The sequence below is a fragment of the Mariniflexile sp. HNIBRBA6329 genome, assembly GCF_043558645.1.
In the GTDB taxonomy this organism is placed as follows: domain Bacteria; phylum Bacteroidota; class Bacteroidia; order Flavobacteriales; family Flavobacteriaceae; genus Mariniflexile.
The window spans coordinates 619,427-644,831 of the sequence record NZ_JBIFXS010000001.1 but is presented as its reverse complement, the minus strand read 5'-3'; the positions used below and the strand labels follow the sequence as shown (position 1 = coordinate 644,831).

Annotated in this window: 20 protein-coding genes and 1 pseudogene; 8 read left to right on the top strand and 13 right to left on the bottom strand. The window is 34.4% G+C overall.

The annotated features are described in order from the left end of the window. The first annotated feature begins 24 nt into the window (after positions 1-24). The 3 genes from ACGK9U_RS02725 to ACGK9U_RS02715 all read left to right on the top strand — a co-directional run bounded on the left by ACGK9U_RS02725 (position 25) and on the right by ACGK9U_RS02715 (position 2,551). Positions 25-255 carry a ferrous iron transport protein A gene (locus ACGK9U_RS02725; protein WP_394464835.1) on the top strand — a complete coding sequence of 77 codons (231 nt, stop codon included), beginning with the start codon at positions 25-27 and terminating at the stop codon, positions 253-255. Beyond that, positions 252-2,351, top strand: coding sequence for a ferrous iron transport protein B (gene feoB / locus ACGK9U_RS02720; protein ID WP_394464834.1), 2,100 nt, complete (start codon positions 252-254; stop codon positions 2,349-2,351). Before ACGK9U_RS02725 ends, feoB (ACGK9U_RS02720) begins: the two co-directional genes overlap by 4 nt. Before the next feature lie 62 nt (positions 2,352-2,413). Continuing rightward, positions 2,414-2,551 carry a FeoB-associated Cys-rich membrane protein gene (locus ACGK9U_RS02715; RefSeq protein WP_394464833.1) on the top strand — a complete coding sequence of 46 codons (138 nt, stop codon included), beginning with the start codon at positions 2,414-2,416 and terminating at the stop codon, positions 2,549-2,551. Positions 2,552-2,576: 25 nt separating this feature from the next. Here ACGK9U_RS02715 and ACGK9U_RS02710 read toward each other — a convergent pair whose 3' ends face one another. After that, positions 2,577-3,230: a metal-dependent transcriptional regulator gene (locus tag ACGK9U_RS02710; RefSeq protein ID WP_394464858.1), complete on the bottom strand. Its 654-nt coding sequence runs from the start codon at positions 3,228-3,230 to the stop codon at positions 2,577-2,579. A 98-nt stretch (positions 3,231-3,328) separates the two neighbouring features. On the opposite strand from ACGK9U_RS02710, the gene ACGK9U_RS02705 reads away from it, so the two are divergent. Continuing rightward, positions 3,329-5,590 carry a TonB-dependent receptor domain-containing protein gene (locus ACGK9U_RS02705; protein ID WP_394464832.1) on the top strand — a complete coding sequence of 754 codons (2,262 nt, stop codon included), beginning with the start codon at positions 3,329-3,331 and terminating at the stop codon, positions 5,588-5,590. Here the strand turns inward: ACGK9U_RS02705 and feoB (ACGK9U_RS02700) are convergent. From feoB (ACGK9U_RS02700) to ACGK9U_RS02690, 3 genes and pseudogenes are all read right to left on the bottom strand, one after another. Then, positions 5,583-7,775: pseudogene (gene feoB, locus ACGK9U_RS02700) on the bottom strand (ferrous iron transport protein B). The gene ACGK9U_RS02705 and the pseudogene feoB (ACGK9U_RS02700) sit on opposite strands and share 8 nt — an antisense overlap. A gap of 3 nt (positions 7,776-7,778) precedes the next feature. Then, complete coding sequence (locus tag ACGK9U_RS02695; RefSeq protein ID WP_394464831.1) at positions 7,779-8,801, bottom strand: DtxR family transcriptional regulator; 1,023 nt, start codon at positions 8,799-8,801, stop codon at positions 7,779-7,781. 2 nt (positions 8,802-8,803) lie between these two features. Then, complete coding sequence (locus ACGK9U_RS02690) at positions 8,804-9,457, bottom strand: metal-dependent transcriptional regulator (RefSeq protein ID WP_394464830.1); 654 nt, start codon at positions 9,455-9,457, stop codon at positions 8,804-8,806. 145 nt (positions 9,458-9,602) lie between these two features. Between ACGK9U_RS02690 and ACGK9U_RS02685 the strand changes: the two genes are divergently transcribed. Then, the gene (locus ACGK9U_RS02685) at positions 9,603-9,962 is read left to right on the top strand and encodes a YraN family protein (protein ID WP_394464829.1); all 360 of its coding nucleotides are present in this window, start codon (positions 9,603-9,605) and stop codon (positions 9,960-9,962) included. A 10-nt stretch (positions 9,963-9,972) separates the two neighbouring features. Here ACGK9U_RS02685 and ACGK9U_RS02680 read toward each other — a convergent pair whose 3' ends face one another. Together ACGK9U_RS02680 and mfd are read right to left on the bottom strand one after the other, a co-directional pair. After that, positions 9,973-11,301 carry a TlpA family protein disulfide reductase gene (locus ACGK9U_RS02680; protein ID WP_394464828.1) on the bottom strand — a complete coding sequence of 443 codons (1,329 nt, stop codon included), beginning with the start codon at positions 11,299-11,301 and terminating at the stop codon, positions 9,973-9,975. A gap of 40 nt (positions 11,302-11,341) precedes the next feature. Beyond that, entirely contained in the window at positions 11,342-14,740 is a 3,399-nt protein-coding gene (gene mfd / locus ACGK9U_RS02675) for a transcription-repair coupling factor (protein WP_394464827.1), read from the bottom strand. A 411-nt stretch (positions 14,741-15,151) separates the two neighbouring features. On the opposite strand from mfd, the gene ACGK9U_RS02670 reads away from it, so the two are divergent. The 3 genes from ACGK9U_RS02670 (at position 15,152) to ACGK9U_RS02660 (ending at position 16,648) form a co-directional block, all read left to right on the top strand. Then, complete coding sequence (locus tag ACGK9U_RS02670; RefSeq protein WP_394464826.1) at positions 15,152-15,583, top strand: TerB family tellurite resistance protein; 432 nt, start codon at positions 15,152-15,154, stop codon at positions 15,581-15,583. A 120-nt stretch (positions 15,584-15,703) separates the two neighbouring features. Beyond that, positions 15,704-16,048 (top strand): hypothetical protein, encoded by a 345-nt coding sequence (locus tag ACGK9U_RS02665; protein WP_394464825.1) that lies wholly within the window; start codon positions 15,704-15,706, stop codon positions 16,046-16,048. A 96-nt stretch (positions 16,049-16,144) separates the two neighbouring features. After that, entirely contained in the window at positions 16,145-16,648 is a 504-nt protein-coding gene (locus ACGK9U_RS02660) for a hypothetical protein (RefSeq protein WP_394464824.1), read from the top strand. 104 nt (positions 16,649-16,752) lie between these two features. On the opposite strand, the gene ACGK9U_RS02655 is transcribed toward ACGK9U_RS02660, so the two are convergent. From ACGK9U_RS02655 to metG, 7 genes are all read right to left on the bottom strand, one after another. Next, positions 16,753-18,879, bottom strand: a complete 2,127-nt coding sequence (locus tag ACGK9U_RS02655; protein WP_394464823.1) for a Tex family protein — start codon at positions 18,877-18,879, stop codon at positions 16,753-16,755. 79 nt (positions 18,880-18,958) lie between these two features. Then, positions 18,959-19,663 (bottom strand): OmpA family protein, encoded by a 705-nt coding sequence (locus tag ACGK9U_RS02650; protein ID WP_394464822.1) that lies wholly within the window; start codon positions 19,661-19,663, stop codon positions 18,959-18,961. Positions 19,664-19,681: 18 nt separating this feature from the next. Beyond that, positions 19,682-20,152, bottom strand: coding sequence for a lipocalin family protein (locus ACGK9U_RS02645; protein WP_394464821.1), 471 nt, complete (start codon positions 20,150-20,152; stop codon positions 19,682-19,684). A gap of 169 nt (positions 20,153-20,321) precedes the next feature. Beyond that, positions 20,322-20,756: an META domain-containing protein gene (locus ACGK9U_RS02640; RefSeq protein WP_394464820.1), complete on the bottom strand. Its 435-nt coding sequence runs from the start codon at positions 20,754-20,756 to the stop codon at positions 20,322-20,324. 345 nt (positions 20,757-21,101) lie between these two features. Continuing rightward, the gene (locus ACGK9U_RS02635; protein ID WP_394464819.1) at positions 21,102-21,620 is read right to left on the bottom strand and encodes a ferritin; all 519 of its coding nucleotides are present in this window, start codon (positions 21,618-21,620) and stop codon (positions 21,102-21,104) included. A 118-nt stretch (positions 21,621-21,738) separates the two neighbouring features. Further along, on the bottom strand, positions 21,739-23,211 hold the full coding sequence (locus ACGK9U_RS02630) for a hypothetical protein (protein WP_394464818.1): 1,473 nt from the start codon (positions 23,209-23,211) through the stop codon (positions 21,739-21,741). Positions 23,212-23,227: 16 nt separating this feature from the next. Beyond that, positions 23,228-25,327 (bottom strand): methionine--tRNA ligase, encoded by a 2,100-nt coding sequence (gene metG / locus ACGK9U_RS02625; RefSeq protein WP_394464817.1) that lies wholly within the window; start codon positions 25,325-25,327, stop codon positions 23,228-23,230. Between the last annotated feature and the right edge of the window lie 78 nt (positions 25,328-25,405).

Genomic DNA, 25,405 nt, shown 5'->3' with positions numbered 1-25,405 from the left:
TTCTTTAAAATCAATCTAAATAAGTTGCAAAATACATTAGCTGAATTAAAACGAGGGGAACGCGCTACTATTGTTGATGTTTCTTCCATTCATATTCCATTAAAACTTTTAGAAATGGGCTGTTTGCCTGGTAATTTGGTAGAACTTGTTCAATTGGCACCTTTCCAAGACCCCATGTATTTAAACATCAATGGCACACATTTAGCGATCAGAAAAGAAACGGCTATTCATATTTTAATTGAAAAAGAAATATGAGCAAGCAAATAAATGTAGCCTTAATTGGCAACCCAAATACGGGGAAAACCTCGGTTTTTAACGCGCTTACTGGTTTAAACCAAAAAGTTGGAAATTATCCGGGTATTACGGTTGAAAAAAAGGAAGGTATATGCAAATTGCCTCGTGGCGTTAAGGCGCATATTATAGATTTACCGGGTACTTATAGCTTAAATGCATCATCATTAGATGAAAATGTTGTTATTGAACTGCTTCTGAACAAAAACGACAAAGATTTTCCAGACATTGCTGTTGTTGTTACAGATGTTGAAAATCTAAAGCGCAACCTGTTACTTTTCACACAGATTAAAGATTTAGAAATCCCTACCCTATTGGTTATTAATATGGCCGATAGAATGCGTTATAAAGGCATCTCATTAGACATCGATTATTTAGAGGCACACCTTCAAACTAAAATAGCCTTAATTAGTACCAGGAAAAAAGAAGGCATTGAAAACTTAAAACACTTAATTGCCAATTACAAGGATGTTTCTGTTACACCGTGCATTAAGGCATCAGACATTGATAAGGAATACTTTGAAAATCTGCAAAAAGCATTTCCTAATCAGCTTCTATACAAACTATGGTTGGTTATTACCCAAGATGTTAACTTCGGAAAAACAGACCGGAAAGAAATAGAGGCAGTTGCCAATTTTAAAACTAAAAGTAAAGCCGATTTAAAACGATTACAGCAAAAAGAGACTATAAAACGCTATCAGTTTATAAACAACGTGCTTAAACATGGGCAAACTATTGATGCATCGCAAGCCAAAGATTTACGCTCGAAACTAGACCGCATTTTAACCCATAAAGTTTGGGGTTATGCTATTTTCTTTGTCATCTTGTTAACCATATTTCAAGCTATCTACGATTGGTCTAGCGTCCCAATGGACTTTATAGACAGTGCTTTTGCTTCTTTAAGTGAATGGACAAAAAACCAAATGCCAGAAGGCGCTTTTACCAGCTTGTTGGCCGAAGGTATTATCCCAGGGCTTGGTGGTATTGTTATTTTCATTCCGCAAATTGCCTTTTTATTCTTGTTTATTTCGGTATTGGAAGAAAGCGGTTATATGAGTCGCGTGGTATTTTTAATGGACAGAATCATGCGCCGTTTTGGTTTAAGTGGAAAAAGTGTGGTACCCTTAATTTCTGGTACCGCCTGTGCGATTCCTGCTATTATGGCAACCCGAAATATTGAAAGCTGGAAAGAGCGTTTAATAACCATTTTGGTAACACCTTTTACAACCTGTTCTGCGCGCTTACCCGTATATTTAATTATCATATCGCTCGTCATTCCAAAAGGGCGTTTTTTAGGATTGGGCTATCAAGCTTTAACCCTCATGCTTTTATATTTTATCGGATTTGCAACTGCAGTGCTTGCAGCGAAAATTTTAAACAAAGTTTTAAAAATAAAAAGCAAAACATTTTTTGTGGTTGAAATGCCAAATTATAAGCTCCCCATGTTTAAAAATGTGGCGTTAACGGTGTTGGAAAAAACAAAATCATTTGTATTTGGTGCAGGAAAAATTATTCTTGCCATCTCTATTATTCTATGGTTTTTAGCGTCTTATGGCCCTGGTGATGATTTTAACAATGCAGAATCAATCATTAAAACCGAATATGCATCCCAACAATTATCTGAAGAAGAAATAAATCAACATATTGCTTCATATAAGTTAGAGCATTCCTATATAGGTATCACAGGTCGCGCTATAGAACCCGCTATAAGACCTTTGGGTTACGATTGGAAAATAGGCATTGCCATAGTAAGTAGTTTTGCTGCCCGTGAAGTATTTGTTGGAACATTGGCAACTATTTACAGCGTTGGAAATGATGATGAAGCCACCATAAAAAACCGTATGGCTGCCGAAGTAAACCCCATTCTTGGAGGGCCTTTATTTAATTTTGCATCGGGTATTTCATTGCTGCTCTTTTATGCTTTTGCTATGCAGTGCATGAGTACGCTTGCTATTGTTAAAAAAGAAACCAACAGTTGGAAATGGCCCACATTACAATTATTTATAATGAGTGGCTTTGCATACATTGTTGCTTTAATAGCTTACCAATTATTGAAATAACAAATTCTTGGGAAATCAGGAATCTTTTGAAATGAAACTAAAGTAACGTCGACCAAATAACTATGAACACCATCATTCAAAACATATTGGTTTTTATCGCCATTGGATTTGCATTAATCTTTTTGATTAAAAAATTCTTTTGGAAAAAACCTGCTTCTAAAAAATCCTGTGGTGGCGATGATGGTTGCGGGTGCCATTGAAATAATTACTTAGCTTACAGCTTTTTTACACTTTTTTTACAAACAGATTACTTGCTACTGTTTGAGATATCGTCATTGAAGTCTCTCCAATTTTAATGACCATGGAATCATCAAAATCTTCTCTGGATAAAATGGTTATTTCTGAGCCCAATGCTATTTTCTGCTTATCTAAATATTTTAAAAACACAGAAGACGTGTCTTTAACCCCCACACAAATACCTTTTGTATTAGCCTCCAAATTAAAAAGCAAGACTTTATCGGTCTTTTTTATATCCCCGGATTTATCTGGAATGGGATCGCCATGTGGGTCATGTGTAGGATAATCCAATAATTTATCCAATTCATTAATAAGTTTCTCTGACTTTATATGCTCAAGTTGTTCCGCAATCTCATGTACCTCATCCCAAAAAAAATTAAGTTTTTCAACTAAAAAAACTTCCCACAAGCGGTGTTTTCTAACAATCTCAGCTGCTATTTTTTTTCCTGTTTCAGAAAGCGTGACCCCTTGATATTTTTTATAGTTAACATATCCCTTTTCAGCCAATTTTTTCATCATATCTGTAACCGAAGATGCTTTGGTATCCAGTGCATCTGCAATGCTATTTGTGCTTACAGTATGCACGCCATATTTTCCTAATTGATATATGGTTTTTATATAGTTTTCTTCCGTTAGGGTAATCATAAATACAGAATTATACCGCTAATATAGTTTATTATTTTAAATTTAATTTTTAGATTAATCTAAATTAATATTTATATTTGTAAAAAATTATATTTATGAAATATATAATACTATTTTTAAGCATATACGCAACATCGGTAAGTGCTCAAGAAATATCCGGAAATGTGTTTTCAGACGGCGAACCATTGCCTTATGCAAATGTTTATCTTAAAGGAACATCTAAAGGCACCACAACCGATGAAAATGGATTTTACAAAATTAATGCAGTTGATGCAGGAGCCTATACTATTTTGGCTTCATTTACAGGATATGTAACCCAAAGAAAAAACATAGCTGTTTCATCGAAGCCTAGCATTATAAATTTCGATTTACCAGAATCTGAATTACTCGATGAGGTAGTAGTTACAGGAACCCTAAAAGCGGTGTCTCGATTGGAAAGCCCCGTTCCAGTAGAAGTATACACCCCTGCTTTTTTTAAAAAAAATCCAACTCCCAATATTTTTGAAGCACTACAAAACGTAAATGGTGTACGCCCTCAAATTAACTGTAATGTATGCAATACGGGCGATATTCATATTAATGGTCTAGAAGGTCCCTATACCTTGGTTCTTATAGATGGCATGCCCATTGTAAGTGGGTTATCAACAGTGTATGGCCTATCAGGCATCCCTAACTCACTTATAGAACAAATTGAAATAGTAAAAGGGCCTGCTTCTTCTCTATATGGAAGTGAGGCTGTTGGTGGTCTTATTAACATCATAACCAAGCTTCCAGAAAATGCCCCTCGCTTTTTTGCAGATAGCTATGTCACTGGTTGGGGAGAAGTCAATCTGGATTTAGGATATAAAACCAATGTAGGGTCGAAAGCCAGTCTTCTTACTGGAATCAATTATTTTAATTACAATAACCCCGTAGATAATAACAATGATAATTTTACGGATCTAACCCTTCAAAATAGAATTTCAATATTTCAAAAATGGGATTTTGAACGAAAAAATCAAAGAGAATTTTCTCTTGTAGGACGTTATTTTTACGAAGACCGATGGGGAGGTGAAATGCAATGGAATCCTTCATATAGAGGTGGCGATGAGATTTATGGAGAAAGCATTTATACATCACGCTTTGAAGCTTTAGGAAAATATCAACTACCTGTTGAGGAAAAAATATTGTTTCAGTTTTCATATACCGATCATGATCAAAATTCGGTTTATGGCAATGTTCCCTATTTGGCTCAACAACGTATTGGTTTTGGACAATTTACTTGGGATAAAAACTTAAAAAATCATGACCTTTTATTTGGAACGGCATTGCGCTATAATTTTTATGATGATAACACCCCTGCTACTAAAGAAGCGGATAAAGTTGTGATTCCTTCTGTGTTTTTACAAGATGAAATAAAATTTAATGACAAGCATACCATGTTATTAGGAACCCGTTATGATTTTGATAAAAGGCATGGCAATATATTTACCCCCCGAATAGCATACAAATTTAAACCTACCGCAAATGATATTTTAAGATTAAATGCTGGTACAGGCTTTAGAGTTGTTAATATTTTTACTGAAGAACATGCCGCATTAACAGGAGCCAGAAATGTAGTAATAGCTGAGGCTCTAAAACCCGAACGTTCTTACAATGTAAACATAAATTATTTAAAGAAATTTTATACCAAAAATGGTATGATTATGGGATTAGACGTTTCTGCTTGGTATACCCATTTCACCAATTTAATTCTTCCAGATTACGACACAAATCCTAATGAAATAATTTATGACAACCTAAACGGAAAAGCTGTTACAAAAGGCATAAGTATTAATTACGATGCTATTATTACTAGTGGAGTAAAACTATTGGTTGGAGGCACATTTCAAGACGTATCTCAAACAGAAAACAATATTACAAAACGTCAAATTTTAACCGAACGCTTTACAGGAACTTGGGCTGCATCCTATAAAATTTATAAATATAACCTAACTTTAGATTATACTGGCAATATTTATGGTCCTATGCGTTTGCCTTTGTTAGGTGATTTGGATCCTCGGAAAGAGAATTCGCCTGTTTGGAGTATTCAAAATATTCAATTAACCTTTGATGGTTTAAATAATTTCGAAATATACGGTGGCGTAAAAAACCTATTAAACTGGACCCCCAATAAAGGGAACCCTTTTATTATTGCTAGAGCACACGATCCGTTCGATAAAAATGTTGATTTTGATAGCAATGGCAATGCTTTGGTAAATGATGATCCTAATAGTCCTAAATATAACCCATACGGATTAACGTTCGACCCATCTTATGTGTATGGCCCAAATCAAGGAATACGTTTGTTTTTGGGATTACGATATTCTCTTAACTAATAATTCTCCAAACTTGAGCCACTAAAAAGGTAACAATGAATCCTAAAATTACTGGCATTATGGATGCAAAAGCAGTCCACTTGGCACTTTTAGTTTCTTTGTAAATAGTATAAATGGTGGTACTACATGGGTTATGCAACAAACTGAAAATCATGAGGTTAATAGCTGTTAATAAAGTCCAGCCTCCTGCCTTTAAAACATTGGCAGTAGCATTAGCAGAATCAAGTTCAAACATGACGCCTGCTCCCGCACCTCCATCGATACCGGTTACCAAAACAGTTAGCATCAATATGGTTGGGATTACGATTTCATTTGCAGGAATTGCTACAATGTATGCTAATAAAATAACACCGTTCAAACCTAAAAGAAACCCAAAACCATCTAACGAATGTATGGCCCATGCGGCGACACTTTCATTCCCAATATAAATATTAGAAATTAACCAGATTACTGCGCCAGCGGGTGCAGCAAATACAATGGCTCGCCATAAAACAATTAATGTTCTATCGATTAGAGACGTGTAAATGGTTTTCCAAAAACGTGGTGGACGGTAGGGTGGCAATTCTAAATTAAAAGTGGACACTTCTCCTTTTAACAATGTTTTGGATAAAGCCCAAGAAGTTCCAAACATAAATGCCATACCCAAAACCGCAATACCAATAACAGCCAATAGTGAAATTAAGCTAGAAAATGCCGATGGCACTACCACACCAATAAATATGGTTGCAATTAAAATTTGCGTAGGCCAACGCCCGTTGCAAAGCGAAAAATTATTGGTAATAATAGCAATTAATCGCTCTCTAGGGCTATCGATGATACGGGTGGCTACAACGCCTGCGGCGTTACACCCAAAGCCCATGGTCATAGTTAAGGCTTGTTTTCCGTGGGCACCCGATTTATTAAATAAACTATCCAAATTAAAAGCAACACGGGGTAAATAACCAAAATCTTCCAAAAGTGTAAACATGGGGAAAAATATGGCCATGGGCGGCAACATTACTGCAATAACCCAAGCCACTGCCAAATACACACCATCAATTAAAAAGCCATCTAACCACCACGGCATATTAATACTTGCCGCAAAAGTTTTTAATGCTGGATGTATATTATCCAATAAAAGTTGTGCTAATAATGATGATGGGTAATTTGCCCCAATAATAGTTAACCAAAGTACCGTTGCCAATATTAGAAACATGATGGGAAAGCCAAAAGTTTTGCTGGTTACTATTTTATCAATTTGTCTATCTAATCGAAAACGTTTTTTTGAATCATCAACCTGTACCGTATCACTCACAATTTGAGCCGCATCAGCATAAATGCCTTCGGTTAAATTATCATGAAAATCGTCACCAATTTGCCAACGTAATTCATTCGATAATTCTAAAATATGCTCTATATTTTTATTTGCCATAATAAGATTTTAAACAAGTTCGCCAGTTCTTAACGCATTTATAATTTGAGTATCGCCCTCCAACAATCGGAAAGCAATCCATCTACTGTTCGGGATGTTTGGAAATTCCTTTTCAATTTCAGCCGAAAGTGTTTTAACTGCATTTTCAATATTGCTTGGTACATTTTTAATTCGGTGTGGTTTACAAACAATATTCCCATTGGCAATCTCACTAATGGTATGGATTAACTCGGGAATGCCTTTACTGAATCTAGCACTGGTAGCTACTACGGGAATTCCTAAATCACGCGCCAAGGTTCTTTCGTCAATGGTTATATGGTTACGTTTAGCTTCGTCCATTAAATTTAAACACAGTACCGCTTTATCTGTAATTTCTAAAATTTGAAGCACCAAATTTAAGTTACGTTCCAATCGGTTTGCATCCACTACTATAACGGTAACATCGGGTTTTCCAAAGAGAATAAAATCCCTTGCAGCTTCTTCATCTTCAGATGTTGAAAGCAAGGAATAAGTTCCTGGTAAATCTACCAACTTGAATTTTTGCTTATTGTATTCAAAACCACCTTCGGCCCTTGTAACGGTTTTCCCTGGCCAGTTTCCAGTATGTTGGCGCAAACCTGTTAAGGCATTAAAAACCGTACTTTTTCCTGTATTGGGGTTGCCGGCTAAAGCCACTACAAAATCTATATTGCTAGTATTTACCCCTAGTTTTTTTAATCCTTCGGCATTAAAATGAGTACATGTTTCGCAAGCACTTTTTACTTTAGTTTCCATGATTTAATCTTTTTTAATGAGAATTTTAGCCGCTTGGTCTTTTCGTAAGGCAATAGAAGTCCCTTTAATTAAATAAGCGTTTGGTTCTCCTAGCGGATTCATTAAATCTATTTTTATATCGGCTCCTTTTACAAAGCCTAAATCTAACAAGCGCCTTCTGCTTTCTCCCCTACTTTCTTTTGAAATCCCTATAATTTTTGCCGTTTCTTCTACTTTTAAACTTGATAATCTGGCAATATTATCTTCAATAACTGTTTCCTTTTCAAAAGGGGCTACTGTTAAATTTGCAGCAACTATGGGCGCCAGTTTAAATTCTTCACCCTCCGATTGAAAAACAATTCTTGTGGTATTGTTTTCAATAACTCTAATAAGCGACCCAATGTGAATATTCTCAGCTAAAATCTGTTTATAGATAATTTCAGGCTCGTCTTCAATATGTGTAATTCTACCAATGGTGTTTACTGGCAATAATGGTAATTCAACACCATTTACTTTTGCCATTTTTCCTGTTTTGGTTGGAATAGGATCGCCATGTGGATCGAATTTAGGGTTCCCTAAATGTGCCGATAGTTTTTCAACTTCTTCATGGTTTAACTTATGCTCCATCAGTTCTGCTCTATCATGCCATTCTTCTCTTTTAAAGCCTGTTTTATCTGCCAAATAACGTTCCCAAAGCCTATGAACACGCACAATTCTAACGGCATAATCCCTTCCCGTTTCGGTTAATTTCAAAACGTCCGAATCAAAATAAATCAAATTATTAATGGTCATTTTTTTTATGACTTCAATAATTTGATTGTTATTGAATTTTAATACCTGCACCAATGTTTTGGTATCTACTTTGTTTCCTGAGTTTTCGAAATGGTAGAGCTGCTTTAAAATATCTTCAATAACCACCTTTTCGTTGCTTTTAAAATTGTTCTTTATAATCCAGAACCAGCCTTTTATAGGACGAAAAAGCACAAATAAAACACCGACTATTATAAAAAACAGGATAAGCGTATTTATAGGGTTATAAGTATTCATAATTACTGACTTAAGTATAAATTTTTGGCAACTTCTTTAGAGATGATGATTTGTTTGCCTTTAGTTTGAATGGTAACCGAATCGTCAAACGGTTCAAAATCTAAAACTTTAATAACATCTCCCAAAGCCAAATTATTTTTGTTCAAATATTTCAAAAACACATCTGAAGCATCTTTAACCAGCGATAAAACACCTTGGGCACCAATTTCCATTTCTAAAATGCTAACGCTTTTTGTTTGGGCATAGTTTCCGTCTTTATCTGGTATAGGATCTCCATGAGGGTCGTGTGTTGGGAAACCTAAAAATGCATCCAATTCGTTTACCAATTTTAACGATTTGATATGCTCCAACTGTTCTGCAACATCATGTACCTCATCCCAAGAAAAGTTGAGCTTTTCAACTAAAAACACTTCCCATAGACGGTGTTTTCTAACAACCAAAGCTGCCGCCAAACGTCCATTGTTCGTCAAACTAACCCCTTGGTACTTAACATAATTCGCTAAGTCCTTATCGGCTAATTTCTTTACCATATCGGTTACCGAAGAGGCTTTGGATTCTATTTTTTCGGCAATGGCATTGGTACTTACCGCCTCTGTGCCCTGTTTACCTAAATGATATATGGCTTTTAAATAATTTTCTTCAGATAATGTGGTCATACGTTAACTTTAGACTACAAATATACTCATTTTTACTTAGAAGTAAATAATTTTTTAGCCTTGTCTAAAAAATGACAAATGAATGATATTTTATGTATTTTAGATTTTTTAATTTTTTAGACCTCAACTTTCACAGGAAACTATAATGGCACAACACAACGAACTTGGTAAAAAAGGCGAACAAATGGCAGTAGATTTTCTATTGAAAAACGGCTATGCCGTTATGGAGCGTAATTTCCGCTTTGATAAGGCTGAAGTTGATATTATTGCTATAAAAGACCAAATATTAGCCATTATTGAAGTAAAAACACGTTCGACTTCAGATTTTGGCAACCCCCAAGATTTTGTGAAACCTAAACAAATACAACGCTTGGTAAAAGCAGTTGATGCATACGTAACAGAAAACGCGCTAGATGTTGAAGTCCGCTTTGATATAATCGCTATTGTGAAAGAGAAAAACGCATTTAACATTGAGCATATTGAAGATGCTTTTTTTCATTTTTAATTGTTAAGTTCTATTTGACTAAAACTGCTTTTAAAGCCTCAAAATTTTCAGGCTTATTGATAATGCGCTTTTCCTTATTAAGTAAAAAATAAGTAGGGGTTGCTGTTACGCCGTATTTATTACCAATAGGATTTTCCCATTTACCCAATCCAAGTACATGGATAAATTCTGGAAAAGCTTTAATTTTCTCTTTCCAAATTTTATTATCGTCTTCTAAACCAATGGCAATTACTTTAATTTTTTCTTTGGTGCGTGTTTTTAAAAATTTTTGCAATTGCGGAATTTCATCTAAACAATGCGAACACGTGCTGCTCCAAAACAAGACGATATACTTTTCGGCGCTGTTTAATTCGCTCAACTTTTTAGTTGTTTTTTGTTTGTCTTTTTCAACTACAAAAGAAAAATCGGGAGCTTTATGTCCAATAGATAGGTTGGTATACTGTATCAAAGCATCAACAAGTTCATTATCTTTTAAAAGTTTGGCAACGTCTAATAAATAATGATTTGAAATATGATTTGCAACGGGTTCCAGACCCAAATCCACCATTTCTTGCCATAAATCAGTTAATAAAATGCGTTTAACATTGGCCGGAACTGTTTTAATCGCATCACAAAACACATCAATATTGTTTTTATAATTGGTAATATCGTCCTTTCCATCGGTAGATATTCCAAATACATAATTAAGCATGCGTTCTTGTAAAAAACTAGAACTTTGAAGTATTTTGTTGTTAAAATCTATATTATCAAAATAATGGATTTTTAAATTCTTTACATAGGTTTTTACATCTTCATACTTTTTTGGAATGTAAGGCCTATTTGCCTTAATAAAATGTAGTGTAATGGTATTATCAGCCAGTTTTTCGTAACGGGTTTGTGCTTCTCGTTGTGTTTTAAAAATGGTTTTCAAAGCCAAAGTGTCTTTACGGCCTTCCCTGAAATAATTATTAATACTTTTAGTAATTGCCGACATGCTACTTGTATATGATGCTAGCAGTTTATTTTCGGTAGAAGATTTAAACGAAACACCCGTTTCAGAATTAAAAGCTAGCACAACATCTTCTTTTCCGTTGTAAATAACATCGAAATTATAGTCTTCTTGTGGAACCGCATAAACAATCCTATAAATACCTTTTTCTGCGGAAGCATCTAATTGAAACTGAAAGCTTCCATCCTTTTGCACTTCGGTATTGGTAATATATTCTGATACTGTTGGCGTTACTTTATACAACAAAACCACCTTGTAATCTTTAGCTGGTGTAAACACGCCTTTAATGGTGTGTTGCGCCAAAAGAACATTTGGTAGCAATATTAATAAAGCAACAATTCTAAATAACATGTGTTTAAGTTTCTAATCTTCCATTTAATAGGTACAATAATTACACCACAATAGGTTGTAATACTTTCAATGCTTGTTTTACCGATTTTATATTTTCAAAAGTGAGCATAAGGCGTAAACCGTTTCGGGTTTGTTTCTCCTTCATTTTACAAGTGTTTGAATTAGATTGTACAAATTGTAATACCCGTGTAAAGTTACTACTTTGGTAAAAACTACTTTGTTGATCGTTTATGAAATATCCAATAAGCTTCCCTTGTTTCATAACAATTTTCTCAAAACCAGCTTTGGTAGCAATCCATTTAATTTGAACGCTATCCAGCAGATCGTTTACTTGTTTTGGCAATTCACCAAAACGGTCTATTAATTCGGTTTCAAATTTCTCTAATTCTTCTTCGGTTTTAATGTCGTTAAGTTTGGTGTATAAACTTAAACGTTCAGCAATATTATTTACGTAATCATCAGGGAAAAGCAATTCAAAATCTGTATCGATAGTTACATCTTTAACATAGACTTTTTCAATTTTATAGTCTTCATATAAATCTTTAAACTCATTTTCCTTGAGTTCTTCAATAGCTTCGTTTAGTATTTTTTGATAGGTATCGAAACCTATTTCATTGATGAATCCGCTTTGTTCGCCACCCAACAAGTCGCCAGCTCCCCGAATTTCCAAATCTTTCATAGCAATATTAAAACCACTGCCCAATTCGGTAAATTGTTCTAAAGCGGTGATACGTTTTCGGGCATCATCGGTCATAGCTGAATACTCAGGCGTGATAAAATAACAAAATGCTTTCTTGTTGCTACGTCCTACCCTACCACGCATTTGGTGTAAATCGCTCAAACCGAAATTATTGGCATTGTTTATAAAAATGGTATTCGCATTTGGCACGTCTAAACCACTTTCCACAATGGTTGTACTTACCAACACATCAAAAGCACCGTTCATAAATGCCAACGTCAATTCTTCAAGTTTTTTACCGTCCATTTGCCCATGACCAATACCAATTTTAGCATCGGGCACTAAGCGCTGAATTAAACCTGCAACTTCCTTAATGTTTTCTATACGGTTGTGGATGAAGAAAATTTGTCCGCCACGTTCAATTTCATAGCTCACAGCATCGCGAATGGTTTCTTCATTAAAACGAATCACATGACTTTCAATAGGATAACGGTTTGGTGGTGGCGTGGTGATGACCGATAAATCGCGTGCCGCCATCAAGCTAAATTGAAGTGTTCTAGGGATGGGTGTTGCGGTTAAAGTCAACACATCCACATTATCTTTTAAGGTTTTTAGCTTTTCTTTTACTGCGACGCCGAATTTTTGTTCCTCATCAACAATAAGCAAGCCTAAATCTTTAAATTTCACGGTTTTGTTAACCAATTGATGCGTACCTATAATGATATCGACTTTACCGTTTTCTAAATTTTCGAGGGTTTCTCGTTTTTCTTTGGCAGTTCTAAAACGATTAACATAATCTACCGTTACCGGGAAATCTTTTAAACGCTCTGCAAAAGTTCTGGAGTGTTGATATGCCAAAATGGTAGTTGGCACCAAAACAGCCACTTGTTTACCATTATCAACCGCTTTAAACGCTGCACGAATGGCAACTTCGGTTTTGCCAAACCCAACATCACCACACACCAATCTATCCATGGGGCGTTCGCTTTCCATATCAGCTTTAATATCGGCCGTTGCGGTGCTTTGGTCGGGTGTATCCTCGTAAATAAAAGAGGCTTCCAACTCGTGTTGCATATAACTATCGGGGTTATATTGATAGCCTTTTTCAGTTTTACGTTTTGCGTAAAGTTTTATCAGATTAAATGCTACATGTTTAACCCTAGATTTTGTTTTCTCTTTCAGCGTTTTCCACGCGGTACTACCTAGTTTGTAAATTTTTGGTGGTTTCCCATCCTTACCATTAAACTTGGTAATTTTATGCAGAGAGTGAATACTCAAATACAACACATCGCGTTCGCCATAAACCAATTTAATGGCTTCTTGCTTTTTGCCTTCAACATCTATTTTTTGAAGTCCACCAAAACGCCCAATACCATGATCGATATGCGTTACATAATCGCCAATATCTAAATTGGTAAGTTCCTTTAAAGTGATGGCTTGCTTTTTGGCATAACCATTTTTAACAAGAAACTTGTGGTAACGCTCAAAAATTTGATGATCGGTATAACAAACTATTTGATTGTCGTGGTCTATAAAACCTTGATGTAATGATAGTACTATGGTTTTATAAGGCTTCACTTCCAAATGCGAATCGTCAAAAATATCGTGAAAACGTTTTGCCTGTTGCTCGCTCACGCAGGCTATATAATTGATATAACCCTTGTCGCAATTGCTGTTTAAATCTTCAATTAACAAATCGAATTGTTTGTTGAAAGAAGGTTGTGGAGAGGTGTTGAAGATGATGGCGTCATTCTGAACTTGTTTCAGAATCGCATCTTGGGACGTCTCGACTGCGCTCGACGTAACATTAGATTTAAAAAATGCCGTAGTACCAAATTCAACAATTGAAAAATCCAATAATTGCTTTTTTAACACCGTTGAATTACAGAATAAAGCTTCGGGTTCTGCGTGTTTGATATCTGAGGACAGTGTTTTAAAAGCTTCTTCAGCTTTGGCATAAAAATCGTCAATTCTTGAAAAGAATAAATCGACATTTTTAAAACAAACTACCGTTTTTTGCGCCATGTATTCCAAAAAGCTTTGCCTACTATCTTGCAACAATTTGTTGGCTACATTAGGTATGATGTTTATTTTTTTAATCTGCTCTATGGAAAGTTGCGTTTCCACATCAAAGGTTCTAATACTATCAACCTCATCGCCAAAAAATTCGATGCGGTAAGGTTCATCGTTTGAAAACGAAAACACATCTACAATGCCACCACGCACGGAGAATTCACCGGGTTCAGTAACAAAATCGACACGCTTAAATTGGTATTCAAACAATACTTCGTTTACAAAATCGATGGATAATTTATCGCTTACAGACACTTTTAAAGTGTTTCTTTCCAACTCTTTTCTAGTAACAACTTGTTCAAAAAGGGCATCTGGATACGTAACAATAATAGCCGGTTTTTTTCGGGAATTGATGCGGTTTAAAACCTCGGCACGCAATAGCACATTAGCGTTATCGGTTTCCTCAATTTGGTAAGGCCTGCGATAACTGCCTGGGTAAAACAACACATCTTTATCGTTACAAAGTTGTTCTAAATCATTTAGATAAAAAGCGGCCTCTTCTTTGTCGTTAAAGACAAGTAGAAAAGGCAATTCATTTTGATTGAAAAGACTTGAAACAACAAAGGAAAACGAAGAACCCGTAAGTCCTTTTAAATGTGTTCTACTTTTAGTTTGGGCAATAGCATTTTGCAGATTTTGCGTTTGCAAAGTCTGTGCATAGGTTTGAGAAAGTGTAGTTTTACTCACCTAAAAATCGGTTTTTGAAGTGCAAATATAAGGCTTAAGATGATTCTTTTCATATTTTGACTAGAATTCACAAATGTTTTTGCTTTTTGAAATGTTGCTAGTTCTTCTGTAGTTACATTAGCGATTACTCATACATTCTATTTTAGATTGAAATCGTGAATGTATCACAATTTAAAACGGCTTCCTTTTTGCCATCAAAAGTAAGAAGATATAGCTCTTAGACTGCACACAGGCTAAACTCAAAACGCAAACTTTATAATAATACCCAAAAAAGGGTTTTAATAGATTTTTAAAAATGATTTTTATTGACTAACTTAGATTAAAGGAATTTTTTTAATGTTTTTTCACTTTTGTAATTACAGAAAAAACGAAAAAAATATGTAGGTTTGCACTCTTAAAACAAAAAAAGATATGTCGTTTTCAGATTTATTTGATAGTGGATTTAAAAAGCGTAATGAAGACCATTTTGCAGCTATTGTTCGTGTAGCGATGGATGATGGTGTAATTAGTGATGATGAAAAAGCGTTTTTAGACCGTTTAGCTCGTAATTTAGATATTAGCGAAGCAGATTATGCTATAATTTTAGAAGATTATAAATCGCACCCAATTAATCCGCCAGTTGAATATGATAGACGTTTAGAGCGTTTGTATGATTTGGTGCGTATGGTACATGTTGACCAAATAGATGGCGATCCAGAACACAAACTTTTAAACAAAATTGGTGTTGGCTTAGGGTTTCATGCTGTAAACGTAAAATATATTGTAGACAAAGCTTTAACCTTAGTGGGTAATGGCGTTGATTTAGATACGTTTGTAAAAGAAATTAAAAACATGAACAAGTAATTTATACTTGTTTTAGTTTATAAAATGCGAGCTTAAGGGCTCGCATTTTTTGTTTTATAAATTTTATTACTTTTTTAACACACTTTATTTATACATTTACACTTTGTAATTTTAACTAAAATGCTAAAATTTAACGGCTTAATTTTAACGCTTGCGTTAAGTTTATTTACCTTGTTCGTTTCTGAATCTAAGGGTGATTTGGCTACTAAAAAAATTACGCACACACACGATCTAAAAATTGATCATTCCTATAATACCTTAGCCATTTCTACGAATAATTCTTTCCTTGAATTGGCAGGTTTTGAAAAGGAAAAAGAACAAACTTTTGACAATAATTTTTTTGCTAAAAAACCTATCTCTGAAAAAGTTTTAGAAAGCGATTTTCAATATTTAAAAGTTTGCGATTTTTTAGATTTAAATTTAACTACCCGGAGTATTATTTACCCTTTTCATTCCTTTTTGTAGTGAATAAATTTTACTGAACACAATTAAAAATGAATCATTAAACATTTAATGATTGGTTTTTCCATTCACAAAAATTAATTAAAAACATACAGAAAGATGAAAATTTCATTAATAATTATTTCTACGCTTTTAGTTTTAAGCGTATTCCTTCCTTTTATTTTATTTATTTACAACGGAACAAAAAATACAGTTAGTATAAAAAAACAAGCCAATGCCCTAGTAAAAAACAATGGTATTACATATAGCCAAAAAGAGGTTTGGCGTAAAAATTTTATAGGCATTAGCAGCGATAATAAGGCGTTAACATCTATAAAATTCAATACGAAAAACCCTAGTGTTGTTAGCGACATTAACCTCAACGAGGTAAAGCAATGTAACATTATTAAAAACTATAACAATGGTGCAAACAAATCGCTGTCTTTAAAAAATTTAGGATTGGAATTGGTTTATAAATCATCTGCAAAACCAAATGTTATCATCAACTTTTTTGATATTGATGAAGATTTTAGCGAAGACTTTGAATTGCAACGTATTGAGAAATGGCATGAATTGATTAAAAATGCCATCTCAAGTCCTCAAATTGTTAAGATGGCGTCTTAATATAACCTAGAGTAATGTCCGTTTGAGCGAAGTCGAGAACTTCCAAGCAACACCATGAGGTCTCGTCCCAATATCTAACGGGAGCGCTCGAACGGACATTTACATTACTTATGCAATTTCAATTGAATACGCTTTCGCTGAACATCAACCTCTAAAACCTTTACGATAACTTGTTGGTGCAGGCTTACATGCTCGTTCACATCTTTCACAAAACTATCGGATAGATTTGAAACGTGAATAAGGCCGCTTTCTTTGATGCCCACATCTACGAAACAGCCAAAATTGGTAATGTTGTTCACAATACCCGGAAGCAATTGCCCTTCTTTTAAATCGTTAATGGTTTTAATATTTTGATTAAAGGTAAATACTTTGGCTTGCTCCCGAATATCTAAACCCGGTTTTTCAAGTTCGTTTATGATATCTTGAAGCGTAGGTAACCCAACGGTTTCCGTACAGTATTTTTTTAAATCTATTTTTTGAAGTTGATCCTTGTTTCCAATTAAATCGGATACATGCTTGCCTAAATCTTTCGCCATTTTTTCAACTATGGCATAACTTTCAGGATGTACCGCCGAATCGTCTAACGGGTTTTTAGCCTCTTTAATTCTTAAAAAAACGGCCCCTTGTTCGAACGCTTTTCCGCCCAAACGTGGCACTTTTTTAATCTCGTTTCTAGAAGTAAATGCCCCGTTTTCATCGCGATATGCTACAATATTTTCGGCTAGTTTTGGCCCAATACCCGACACATAACTTAACAAACTTGTACTTGCGGTGTTTAAGTTTACACCAACGGCATTTACGCAACTTTCAACTACCACATCCAACTCTTTTTTGAGTTTGGTTTGATCAACATCGTGTTGGTACTGCCCAACGCCAATAGATTTGGCATCAATTTTAACCAATTCTGCCAAGGGATCTTGCAAGCGTCTGCCAATAGATACCGAACCACGAACAGTGACATCGTAATTAGGGAATTCATCACGTGCTATTTTTGATGCCGAATAAATACTAACGCCCGCCTCACTTACCACAAACACCTGTACATCATTCTTGAAATGAATTTTTCTGATAACCGCTTCAGTTTCTCTAGATGCAGTTCCGTTTCCAATAGCAATAGCTTCAATTTGATACGCCTCAGTTAAGGAACTTAACTTTTTCATAGCGCCCATTGTATCGCTTTTTGGCGGATGCGGATAGATGGTTTCATTATACAACAAACCTCCTTGCGCATCTAAACACACCACTTTACAACCGGTTCGAAACCCAGGGTCGATTGCCAAAACACGTTTTTCACCTAATGGCGACCCTAACAAAAGTTGTTTCAAATTTTTTGCAAAAACTGATATAGCAGCTTCATCGGCTTTGGTTTTTGCATTTTGCAATGCTTCGTTTGAAAGTGACGGCAACAATAAACGTTTGTAGGCATCTTGTATAGCTATTCGAATTTGCTCACTACAATCGTTGTGGGAGCGTATGATGCGGTCTTCAATTTTTGTTAAGGCTTTTTCGTCATCAATTTCAATTTTCACTTTTATAAAACCTTCGCTTTCAGCTCTTAAAATAGCGAGTAATCGGTGGGAAGGAATTCTGCTTAAAGCTTCTTCCCATTCAAAATAATCTCTAAATTTTTGAGCATTTTCATCTTCTGCTTTTGTTTTTACCACTTTCGTGGAAATCATAGCAAAACGTTCCAATTGCTGGCGGATATTATTTCGAATATCTGGGCGCTCATTAATCCATTCTGAAATAATATGACGTGCGCCTTCTAACGCATCTTCAACCGACTTAATTTCACCTTTTACATACTTATATGCTACCGATTCAATATCGTTCGCATTTTGGCTCATAATTATTTTCGCCAATGGTTCCAATCCGTTTTGTCTTGCCGTTTCAGCCTTTGTTTTTCGGCTTTTCTTGAATGGTAGATATAAATCTTCAAGCGTTGTTAAATCTTGGGTCGCTTTAATTTTTTGTTTTAATTCTGAAGTTAAAACTTCTTGCTCTTCCAAAGCTTTTAAAATAGTGACTTTTCGTTTTTCTAAAGTTTCAAATTGCTCTTTAAACTTTACAATATCACCTATTTGAACCTCATCCAAATTTCCTGTGCGCTCTTTTCTGTAGCGAGAAATGAACGGAATGGTGCAATCTTCATTTAATAATTCAACTGTATTTTTAATAGAAACTTCGGAAAGTTGTGTATGGGAAATTATGTATTGTAATAATTGGTTCATTAACTTTATTTTAAATGAAAAATCTCGTTTTCAAAGTAACATTGAAAACGAGATTTTTACAAATTTATATTGAAAATAATTAATTTCCAGCTTGGGCTTTTGCGTCTTGAATCATTTTTTCATTAGGCAAAATAGCAACGTTTACACGTCTGTTTTTGGCGCGTCCTTCAGCAGTTGCATTGTCGTGCAATGGTTGTGTTTCTCCAAACCAATTGGTAGTTAAACGTCCTGAAGAGATCCCATTACTTGATAAATAATTACTTACTGCATAGGCTCTGTTTTTAGAAAGCGTCATATTATACGCTTCTGAACCTTGGCTATCGGTATGTCCAACAACTAAAATATTGGTATCTGGATATTCTTTAAAAACATTTATTAACTTATTTAAACTTTGTTGAGACGCCGTGTTAATGTTATACTTATTAGTGTCAAAATACACACCGCTACCTTCGTCAAAAGTTACTACAATACCATCATCTATACGCTCTACTTGTGCCCCTGGTATTTCTTCTTCAATTTTTTGTGCCTGTTTATCCATCTTGTTTCCAATAAGAATACCTGCACCACCACCTACAACGCCACCAATAACAGCACCCAATTCGCCATTACCACCTTTACCAACATTGTTTCCTATAATGGCTCCTAAAATAGCACCACCAGTGGCACCAATAACGGCACCTTTTTGTTTGTTATTTGCATTTTGTATCGCTTTACAGTTTGTTAAACTTATAGCTAGAACAAATGTGAAAAGTAAAATTCCTGCTTTATTTATAATTGTTTTCATCTTTGTTTGGTATTTATTTTATTGTTTTGAAAAATTCATGTTTAAAGTAAGCGTACTACCTGCTACACTTACTGTTTGTTGCCACTGCATAGTATCATCAGACAATGTAGCCAATTTTAATCTAAAACCTTGATTGGTTTCCGATTTGTGCTTTTCATCGGTAGGTTTAAGTAAAAAATCATATAGACCAGTTTCAGCATCTACTTCTTGAATGGTGAATACAAAATGTCTTTCACCTGTTGCACAACTAGCATCGTTAATGCTGTAAACTCCCGTATTGTTATTAGGTACAAATTGCCAAGTACTACCTTCAAAACATGCTTTTGATGCGTCGTTAAGTAAAGTGACATTATAATTTCCCGCTTGGTTATAGGTTACTGAATTTAAAACCCAATCTCCTTTAATAACTTTTTTTGATACTCTAACGGTTTTAGAAGCACCGCAACTCACCAAACTAATGGCTAAGCATAATAATATTAACTTTTTCATAAATATTTTACATTAAATTACATTACAAAGATGCAACACTAGTCTGACATTTTTGTTATACGATTGTCAATTTTGATTATAAAATTTCCACTTATCTTAGTTTATCGGTATAGAAAACCTATTTAATGAAAAAGGAAAGATTATTAATCTAATTTTATGTATAAAAATTTTATTCAGTTTCAACAGCTTCAAAAATAGCTAAAGGTGCCATTCTTGCTTTGTTTAAAGTCATTGTGCCACGATTAAGTGAATAGTTGTCTGCTTTTTCTAAAACTTCAATAAATTGGGTTTCAACGTCCATATCAATACAGGCCATTAAAGTAGCTGCTATTTTAGACAACGTTATTTGGTTTCCTTCTTTAATTTGATACGTTCCGTTAAAGTTGTTGCAACTACCATTGCCAAAAACTTTATCATCATCCCTGGAAAATGTGATGAACGCATTTTTATCACTTACATCTTTACCCATTAATGTTACTAGCTTCCATCTAATATTTTCAATAGATGTGATTTCTTTTGATGCTGTAGCAGTTGCTGTTTTAGAAGTATGACAACTTGTGAATAGCATAAGTATTGCAAAAATGTTTAAAGTAATTAATTTCATAAGGTATTTTGATTAATAATTCTTCTGAATAAAGCAAAAAGCAGACCATATTTTAAAATATGGTCTGCTTTATATTAATCATTATGAGTTTGATTCTTCTTTTAGGAAACTAAGCTACTTTTTTAAGTAAATCGAAGCAAGGGCATTTTCCACAACGCTTGTTCTCACCTTTCTTATATTTTTCGCAGCAACTACTTTTTACTTTACTAGGAAGTTTAATCCCAGCTTTTTCAAGTTTTTTAAGCGCCTTTTTTTGTTTCTTCTTGCCCAAGAGACTTATTTATAAATAAATGATGGGCAAAAATAGTTATTTTAATTAAATCTAAATAAGATTAAATGTTAAAATTACTTTGGCGTAGTTGAAGCTGCAGTGCTAACCGTTAAATTTTGTATATCTCTATCAAACAAGTACAAACCACCTTTATCATCGCCAATTAAGTTAATCTTGTCTAAAATAGTACGTGCCATCGCTTCTTCTTCTATTTGCTCAGCAACATACCATTGTAAAAAGTTATGCGTAGAATAATCTTTTTCTTGTAGACTGATATGAACCAACTCGTTGATGCTTTCTGAAACAAAAACTTCATGCTTATAAAGTTCTTCAAACATCTCTTTAAACGATTTAAACGTTACGTTTGGTGCTGAAAGTGCCGAAACTTGCGCATGCCCTCCGCGTTCGTTTACATACTTAATCAATTTAAGCATGTGGTCGCGCTCTTCTTGCGATTGCTTGTACATAAACCCTGCAACACCTTCAAGTCCTTTCACTTCTGCCCAACATGCCATTGCTAAATATATTTGAGATGATTCTGCTTCTATTTTAATCTGGTTATTAAGTGCTTTTTCTATATTTTTTGATAACATAATTTTGCGTTTTTTGTAAAGTTAATGAATTCTTTAAGGTCTTCAAAGTTGGTCTAACACAATAATTTTGTGTAAATCAAATTTTTAATAAGATTAAGTCTATTTAATCTAATAACTATCAATCATTAAACCTTTTTAAAATATATGATTTAGACTTTGAAATATAATTACCAAGAATAAAATAGTTTTTATATTTAAAAATAGTTTTTCCTCCCAGCAAGTTTCCTGGCTCTGAGTGGTTCTTTATTTTATCAAAAGAATTGTCTTTAATAGCTCCTTTAACATGATTAAAATCCGAATCAAATAAAGATTTTATATGAACAGATTTTGTAGTTGAATATGAATTATAGGCATAAAAAGTGGGGTTGAAGAATATGTTTGCAGAACCAATGGAAGCTATTGGGATACCACCAAAACCTCCCATAGGCATCATCATACCGCTACCGCCACCGACTTTAATTTCTTTTTTACTGCCTATTGTAATTAAATAATCATCTCTTTGCTTATATGCAGAAATTCCTAAATCGGCAGATGTTAATTTTCTTAGAAATTTTCGCGAACCTTCCAATTCTCTATATTTATCATAAACACCTCCTTCTTGAATTATTGGTGTGTTTTTAAAAGTTATGGAATCTTCTTTAGTTACCAAAAATTCTTTTAAAACCTTCCTTGTTTTAAAATCTTGAATCATGAAACCTAAAGAATCATTTGTTGATGCGATTGTAAATATTTTATCGTCAGAGATGAATGAATTACTCTTTTTCTGGTGTGGTTTAATTTTTAATAATGGTTTCTGATACGATTTTATATCATAACTATAATCCATAGGATTGATGGTTAAAATTTGAGTAACATTTTTATTGTTATCAAAAGTGAAAACAATTTTATCATCAATAATATATAGCTTTTTTTCTTCTGAAACGACTTCTATGGAGTTTGGTGTATCATCTTCAATTTTATCTGTTTCTATTCCAACAAATAGGCCGTTACTTTTAATTTTAAATAAGCTATAAAGAGGCACTTTATCATCATCCCTACCTAAAAAAAATTCATTCTTCAAATCAATAGAATATGGTTTTGGCGAACTAATACCATCTAACTTATATATCTTTAAAACTGAACTTTCACTTAGTATTGATATTAAATAACAACTATTTTTGATTGTTACCGTTTGAACAAATTTTTCGTTGGAATTTTGAAACTCAAATTCATTAAGTAAAGAATTTCCTCCGTTAAAAGAGAAATTTATGCCAGCAAATTTATTGCTTTTATTATTGGTTAGATACAAGTTATAATTTAAACTGTCCGTTACACTATAACCAATAATTGTATTGTATTTTCGTCTTCTATCCTCTGAACTAAGTTTTTTAATTACTTGGAAATTATCATTTAACAAGTATCCATATACCCGTTTGGTATTCATAAAGAATAGTGAAATATTATCGTTATTTTGGTTTACAACAGGTATAACCTCTTTTATGGAATATTTGGAATCATCTAAATCATTTTTAAATGTAACCAGCTTTTCTTGAGCAAAAAAAGTGCTGACAAATAAACAAATTACACCAAATAAAAAATACTTATGTTTCATATATTAAAATACTGATTTAACTTATATACAAACCATTTGGCACATGGGCGTCATCAGGGTTTACAAACACCAATTTGCCTTCAGCGCTTTCAGTCATTAAAATCATACCTTGGCTTTCAACTCCTCGTAATTCCCTTGGAGCCAAATTTACTAAAACCGTTACCTTTTTTCCAACTACTTCTTCAGGTGTAAAACTTTCTGCAATGCCCGAAACAATGGTGCGTACGTCCATACCTGTGTCAACCTTTAAAACCAACAGTTTTTTAGCTTTTGGCATTTTTTCAGCTTCCAAAATAGTACCCACACGAAAGTCCAGTTTTGTAAAATCATCAAAAGTAATGGTCGGTTTTTGAGGTTCTACAGCTTTATTTGCAGCTTCGTTAGCTTTTTTGCTAGCTTCCAATTTATCTAGTTGAAATTGAATGGTTTCATCTTCAATTTTTGAAAACAGCAATTCGGCTTCTCCTATTTGGTGCCCGACTGGGAGCAATGCGTCTTTAACTGAAACATCATGCCATTGAGATGCTTCGACAAGCTCAGCAGGACTAGCGTTTCCATTATTGTGATTCAGTTTCAAATTAAGAATACTTTTCAGTTTTTCAGAAGTAAACGGTAAAAACGGTTCGCTTAAAGTTCCTAAAGCGGATGCTATTTGAAGCGCAACATACATAATGGTTTGTGTGCGGGCTTCATCTACTTTTATCACTTTCCAAGGTTCTTCATCGGCAAGATACTTGTTTCCAAGTCGAGCCAAATTCATTAGTTCTGTTTGGGCTTCTCTAAAGCGGTAACGCTCAATAGAACTTGAAATCACTTCTGGATAGGCTTTTACAGCGGCCAAAGTTTCTTCATCTACTTGAGAAAACGTACCTGGATCAGGTACAATGCCGTTATAATATTTATTGGTTAATACCACAACACGGTTGATGAAATTTCCAAAAATAGCTACCAATTCATTATTATTTCTAGCTTGAAAATCTTTCCATGTAAAATCGTTATCCTTAGTTTCTGGCGCATTGGCGGTTAGCGCATAACGCAACACATCTTGTTGATTTGGAAATTCTTTTAAATATTCTGGCAACCAAACTGCCCAATTTTTTGAGGTAGACAATTTATTCCCTTCTAAATTCAAAAACTCGTTTGCTGGCACATTTTCAGGTAAAATATAAGACCCCTCTGCTTTTAACATCGCTGGGAAAATGATGCAATGGAACACAATATTGTCTTTCCCTATAAAGTGCACCAACTTCGTGTCGTCGCTTTTCCAATAAGGTTCCCAATCCTTTCCTTCGCGTTGTGCCCATTCTTTGGTTGATGAAATATAACCAATAGGCGCATCGAACCACACATACAGCACTTTGCCTTCGCCACCTGGCACCGGTACTGGAATACCCCAGTCTAAATCGCGGGTTACGGCACGCGGACGCAAACCATCATCTATCCAAGATTTTACTTGTCCGTACACATTGGGTTTCCAATCTTTTTTATGGCCTTCTAAAATCCACTCGCGTAAAAAGGCTTCGTGTTTATCTAAAGGTAAAAACCAGTGTTTTGTTTCTTTTAGCGTAGGTACATTGCCTGTTAAAGCTGATTTTGGATTGATTAAATCCGTAGCATTTAAACTCGTGCCGCATTTTTCACATTGGTCGCCATAAGCTTCTTCGTTACCACATTTTGGGCAGGTTCCTGTTACAAATCTGTCGGCTAAAAATTGGTTTGCTTTTTCGTCGTACAACTGCTCGGTAATTTCTTCAATAAAATCGCCTTTATCATATAAGGTTTTAAAAAATTCTGAAGCTGTTTCATGATGAATTTTAGCCGAAGTACGTGAGTAATTATCAAACGAAATACCAAATTCTTCAAACGATTGCTTGATGATCGCATGGTATTTATCTACAACATCTTGCGGTGTAACACCTTCGTTTTTTGCTTTTATGGTAATCGGCACACCGTGTTCATCACTACCCCCAATAAAAACCACATCGTTTCCTGTTAAACGTAAATAGCGTGCATAAATATCGGCTGGAACATAAACACCTGCTAAATGCCCAATATGAATGGGTCCATTGGTATAAGGTAATGCAGAGGTTATGGTGTATCTTTTTGGTTTGTTCATCAATCTGAAAATTATATGTTACCGTCATGGCGAGGAATAAGCGACGAAGCCATCTATTAAATTAATACTTCAAACAAA

What these genes read in the sequence shown, in the direction of transcription:
- feoB (WP_394464834.1), top strand. Translation starts at nt 252, where the DNA reads ATGAGCAAGCAAATAAATGTAGCCTTAATTGGCAACCCAAATACGGGG.
- ACGK9U_RS02650 (WP_394464822.1), bottom strand. Translation starts at nt 19,663, where the DNA reads ATGAAAACAATTATAAATAAAGCAGGAATTTTACTTTTCACATTTGTT.
- ACGK9U_RS02690 (WP_394464830.1), bottom strand. Translation starts at nt 9,457, where the DNA reads ATGACCACATTATCTGAAGAAAATTATTTAAAAGCCATATATCATTTA.
- ACGK9U_RS02715 (WP_394464833.1), top strand. Translation starts at nt 2,414, where the DNA reads ATGAACACCATCATTCAAAACATATTGGTTTTTATCGCCATTGGATTT.
- ACGK9U_RS02630 (WP_394464818.1), bottom strand. Translation starts at nt 23,211, where the DNA reads ATGAAACATAAGTATTTTTTATTTGGTGTAATTTGTTTATTTGTCAGC.
- ACGK9U_RS02640 (WP_394464820.1), bottom strand. Translation starts at nt 20,756, where the DNA reads ATGAAATTAATTACTTTAAACATTTTTGCAATACTTATGCTATTCACA.
- metG (WP_394464817.1), bottom strand. Translation starts at nt 25,327, where the DNA reads ATGAACAAACCAAAAAGATACACCATAACCTCTGCATTACCTTATACC.
- ACGK9U_RS02670 (WP_394464826.1), top strand. Translation starts at nt 15,152, where the DNA reads ATGTCGTTTTCAGATTTATTTGATAGTGGATTTAAAAAGCGTAATGAA.
- ACGK9U_RS02695 (WP_394464831.1), bottom strand. Translation starts at nt 8,801, where the DNA reads ATGAATACTTATAACCCTATAAATACGCTTATCCTGTTTTTTATAATA.
- ACGK9U_RS02655 (WP_394464823.1), bottom strand. Translation starts at nt 18,879, where the DNA reads ATGAACCAATTATTACAATACATAATTTCCCATACACAACTTTCCGAA.
- ACGK9U_RS02665 (WP_394464825.1), top strand. Translation starts at nt 15,704, where the DNA reads ATGCTAAAATTTAACGGCTTAATTTTAACGCTTGCGTTAAGTTTATTT.
- ACGK9U_RS02680 (WP_394464828.1), bottom strand. Translation starts at nt 11,301, where the DNA reads ATGTTATTTAGAATTGTTGCTTTATTAATATTGCTACCAAATGTTCTT.
- ACGK9U_RS02705 (WP_394464832.1), top strand. Translation starts at nt 3,329, where the DNA reads ATGAAATATATAATACTATTTTTAAGCATATACGCAACATCGGTAAGT.
- ACGK9U_RS02660 (WP_394464824.1), top strand. Translation starts at nt 16,145, where the DNA reads ATGAAAATTTCATTAATAATTATTTCTACGCTTTTAGTTTTAAGCGTA.
- ACGK9U_RS02635 (WP_394464819.1), bottom strand. Translation starts at nt 21,620, where the DNA reads ATGTTATCAAAAAATATAGAAAAAGCACTTAATAACCAGATTAAAATA.
- ACGK9U_RS02685 (WP_394464829.1), top strand. Translation starts at nt 9,603, where the DNA reads ATGGCACAACACAACGAACTTGGTAAAAAAGGCGAACAAATGGCAGTA.
- ACGK9U_RS02645 (WP_394464821.1), bottom strand. Translation starts at nt 20,152, where the DNA reads ATGAAAAAGTTAATATTATTATGCTTAGCCATTAGTTTGGTGAGTTGC.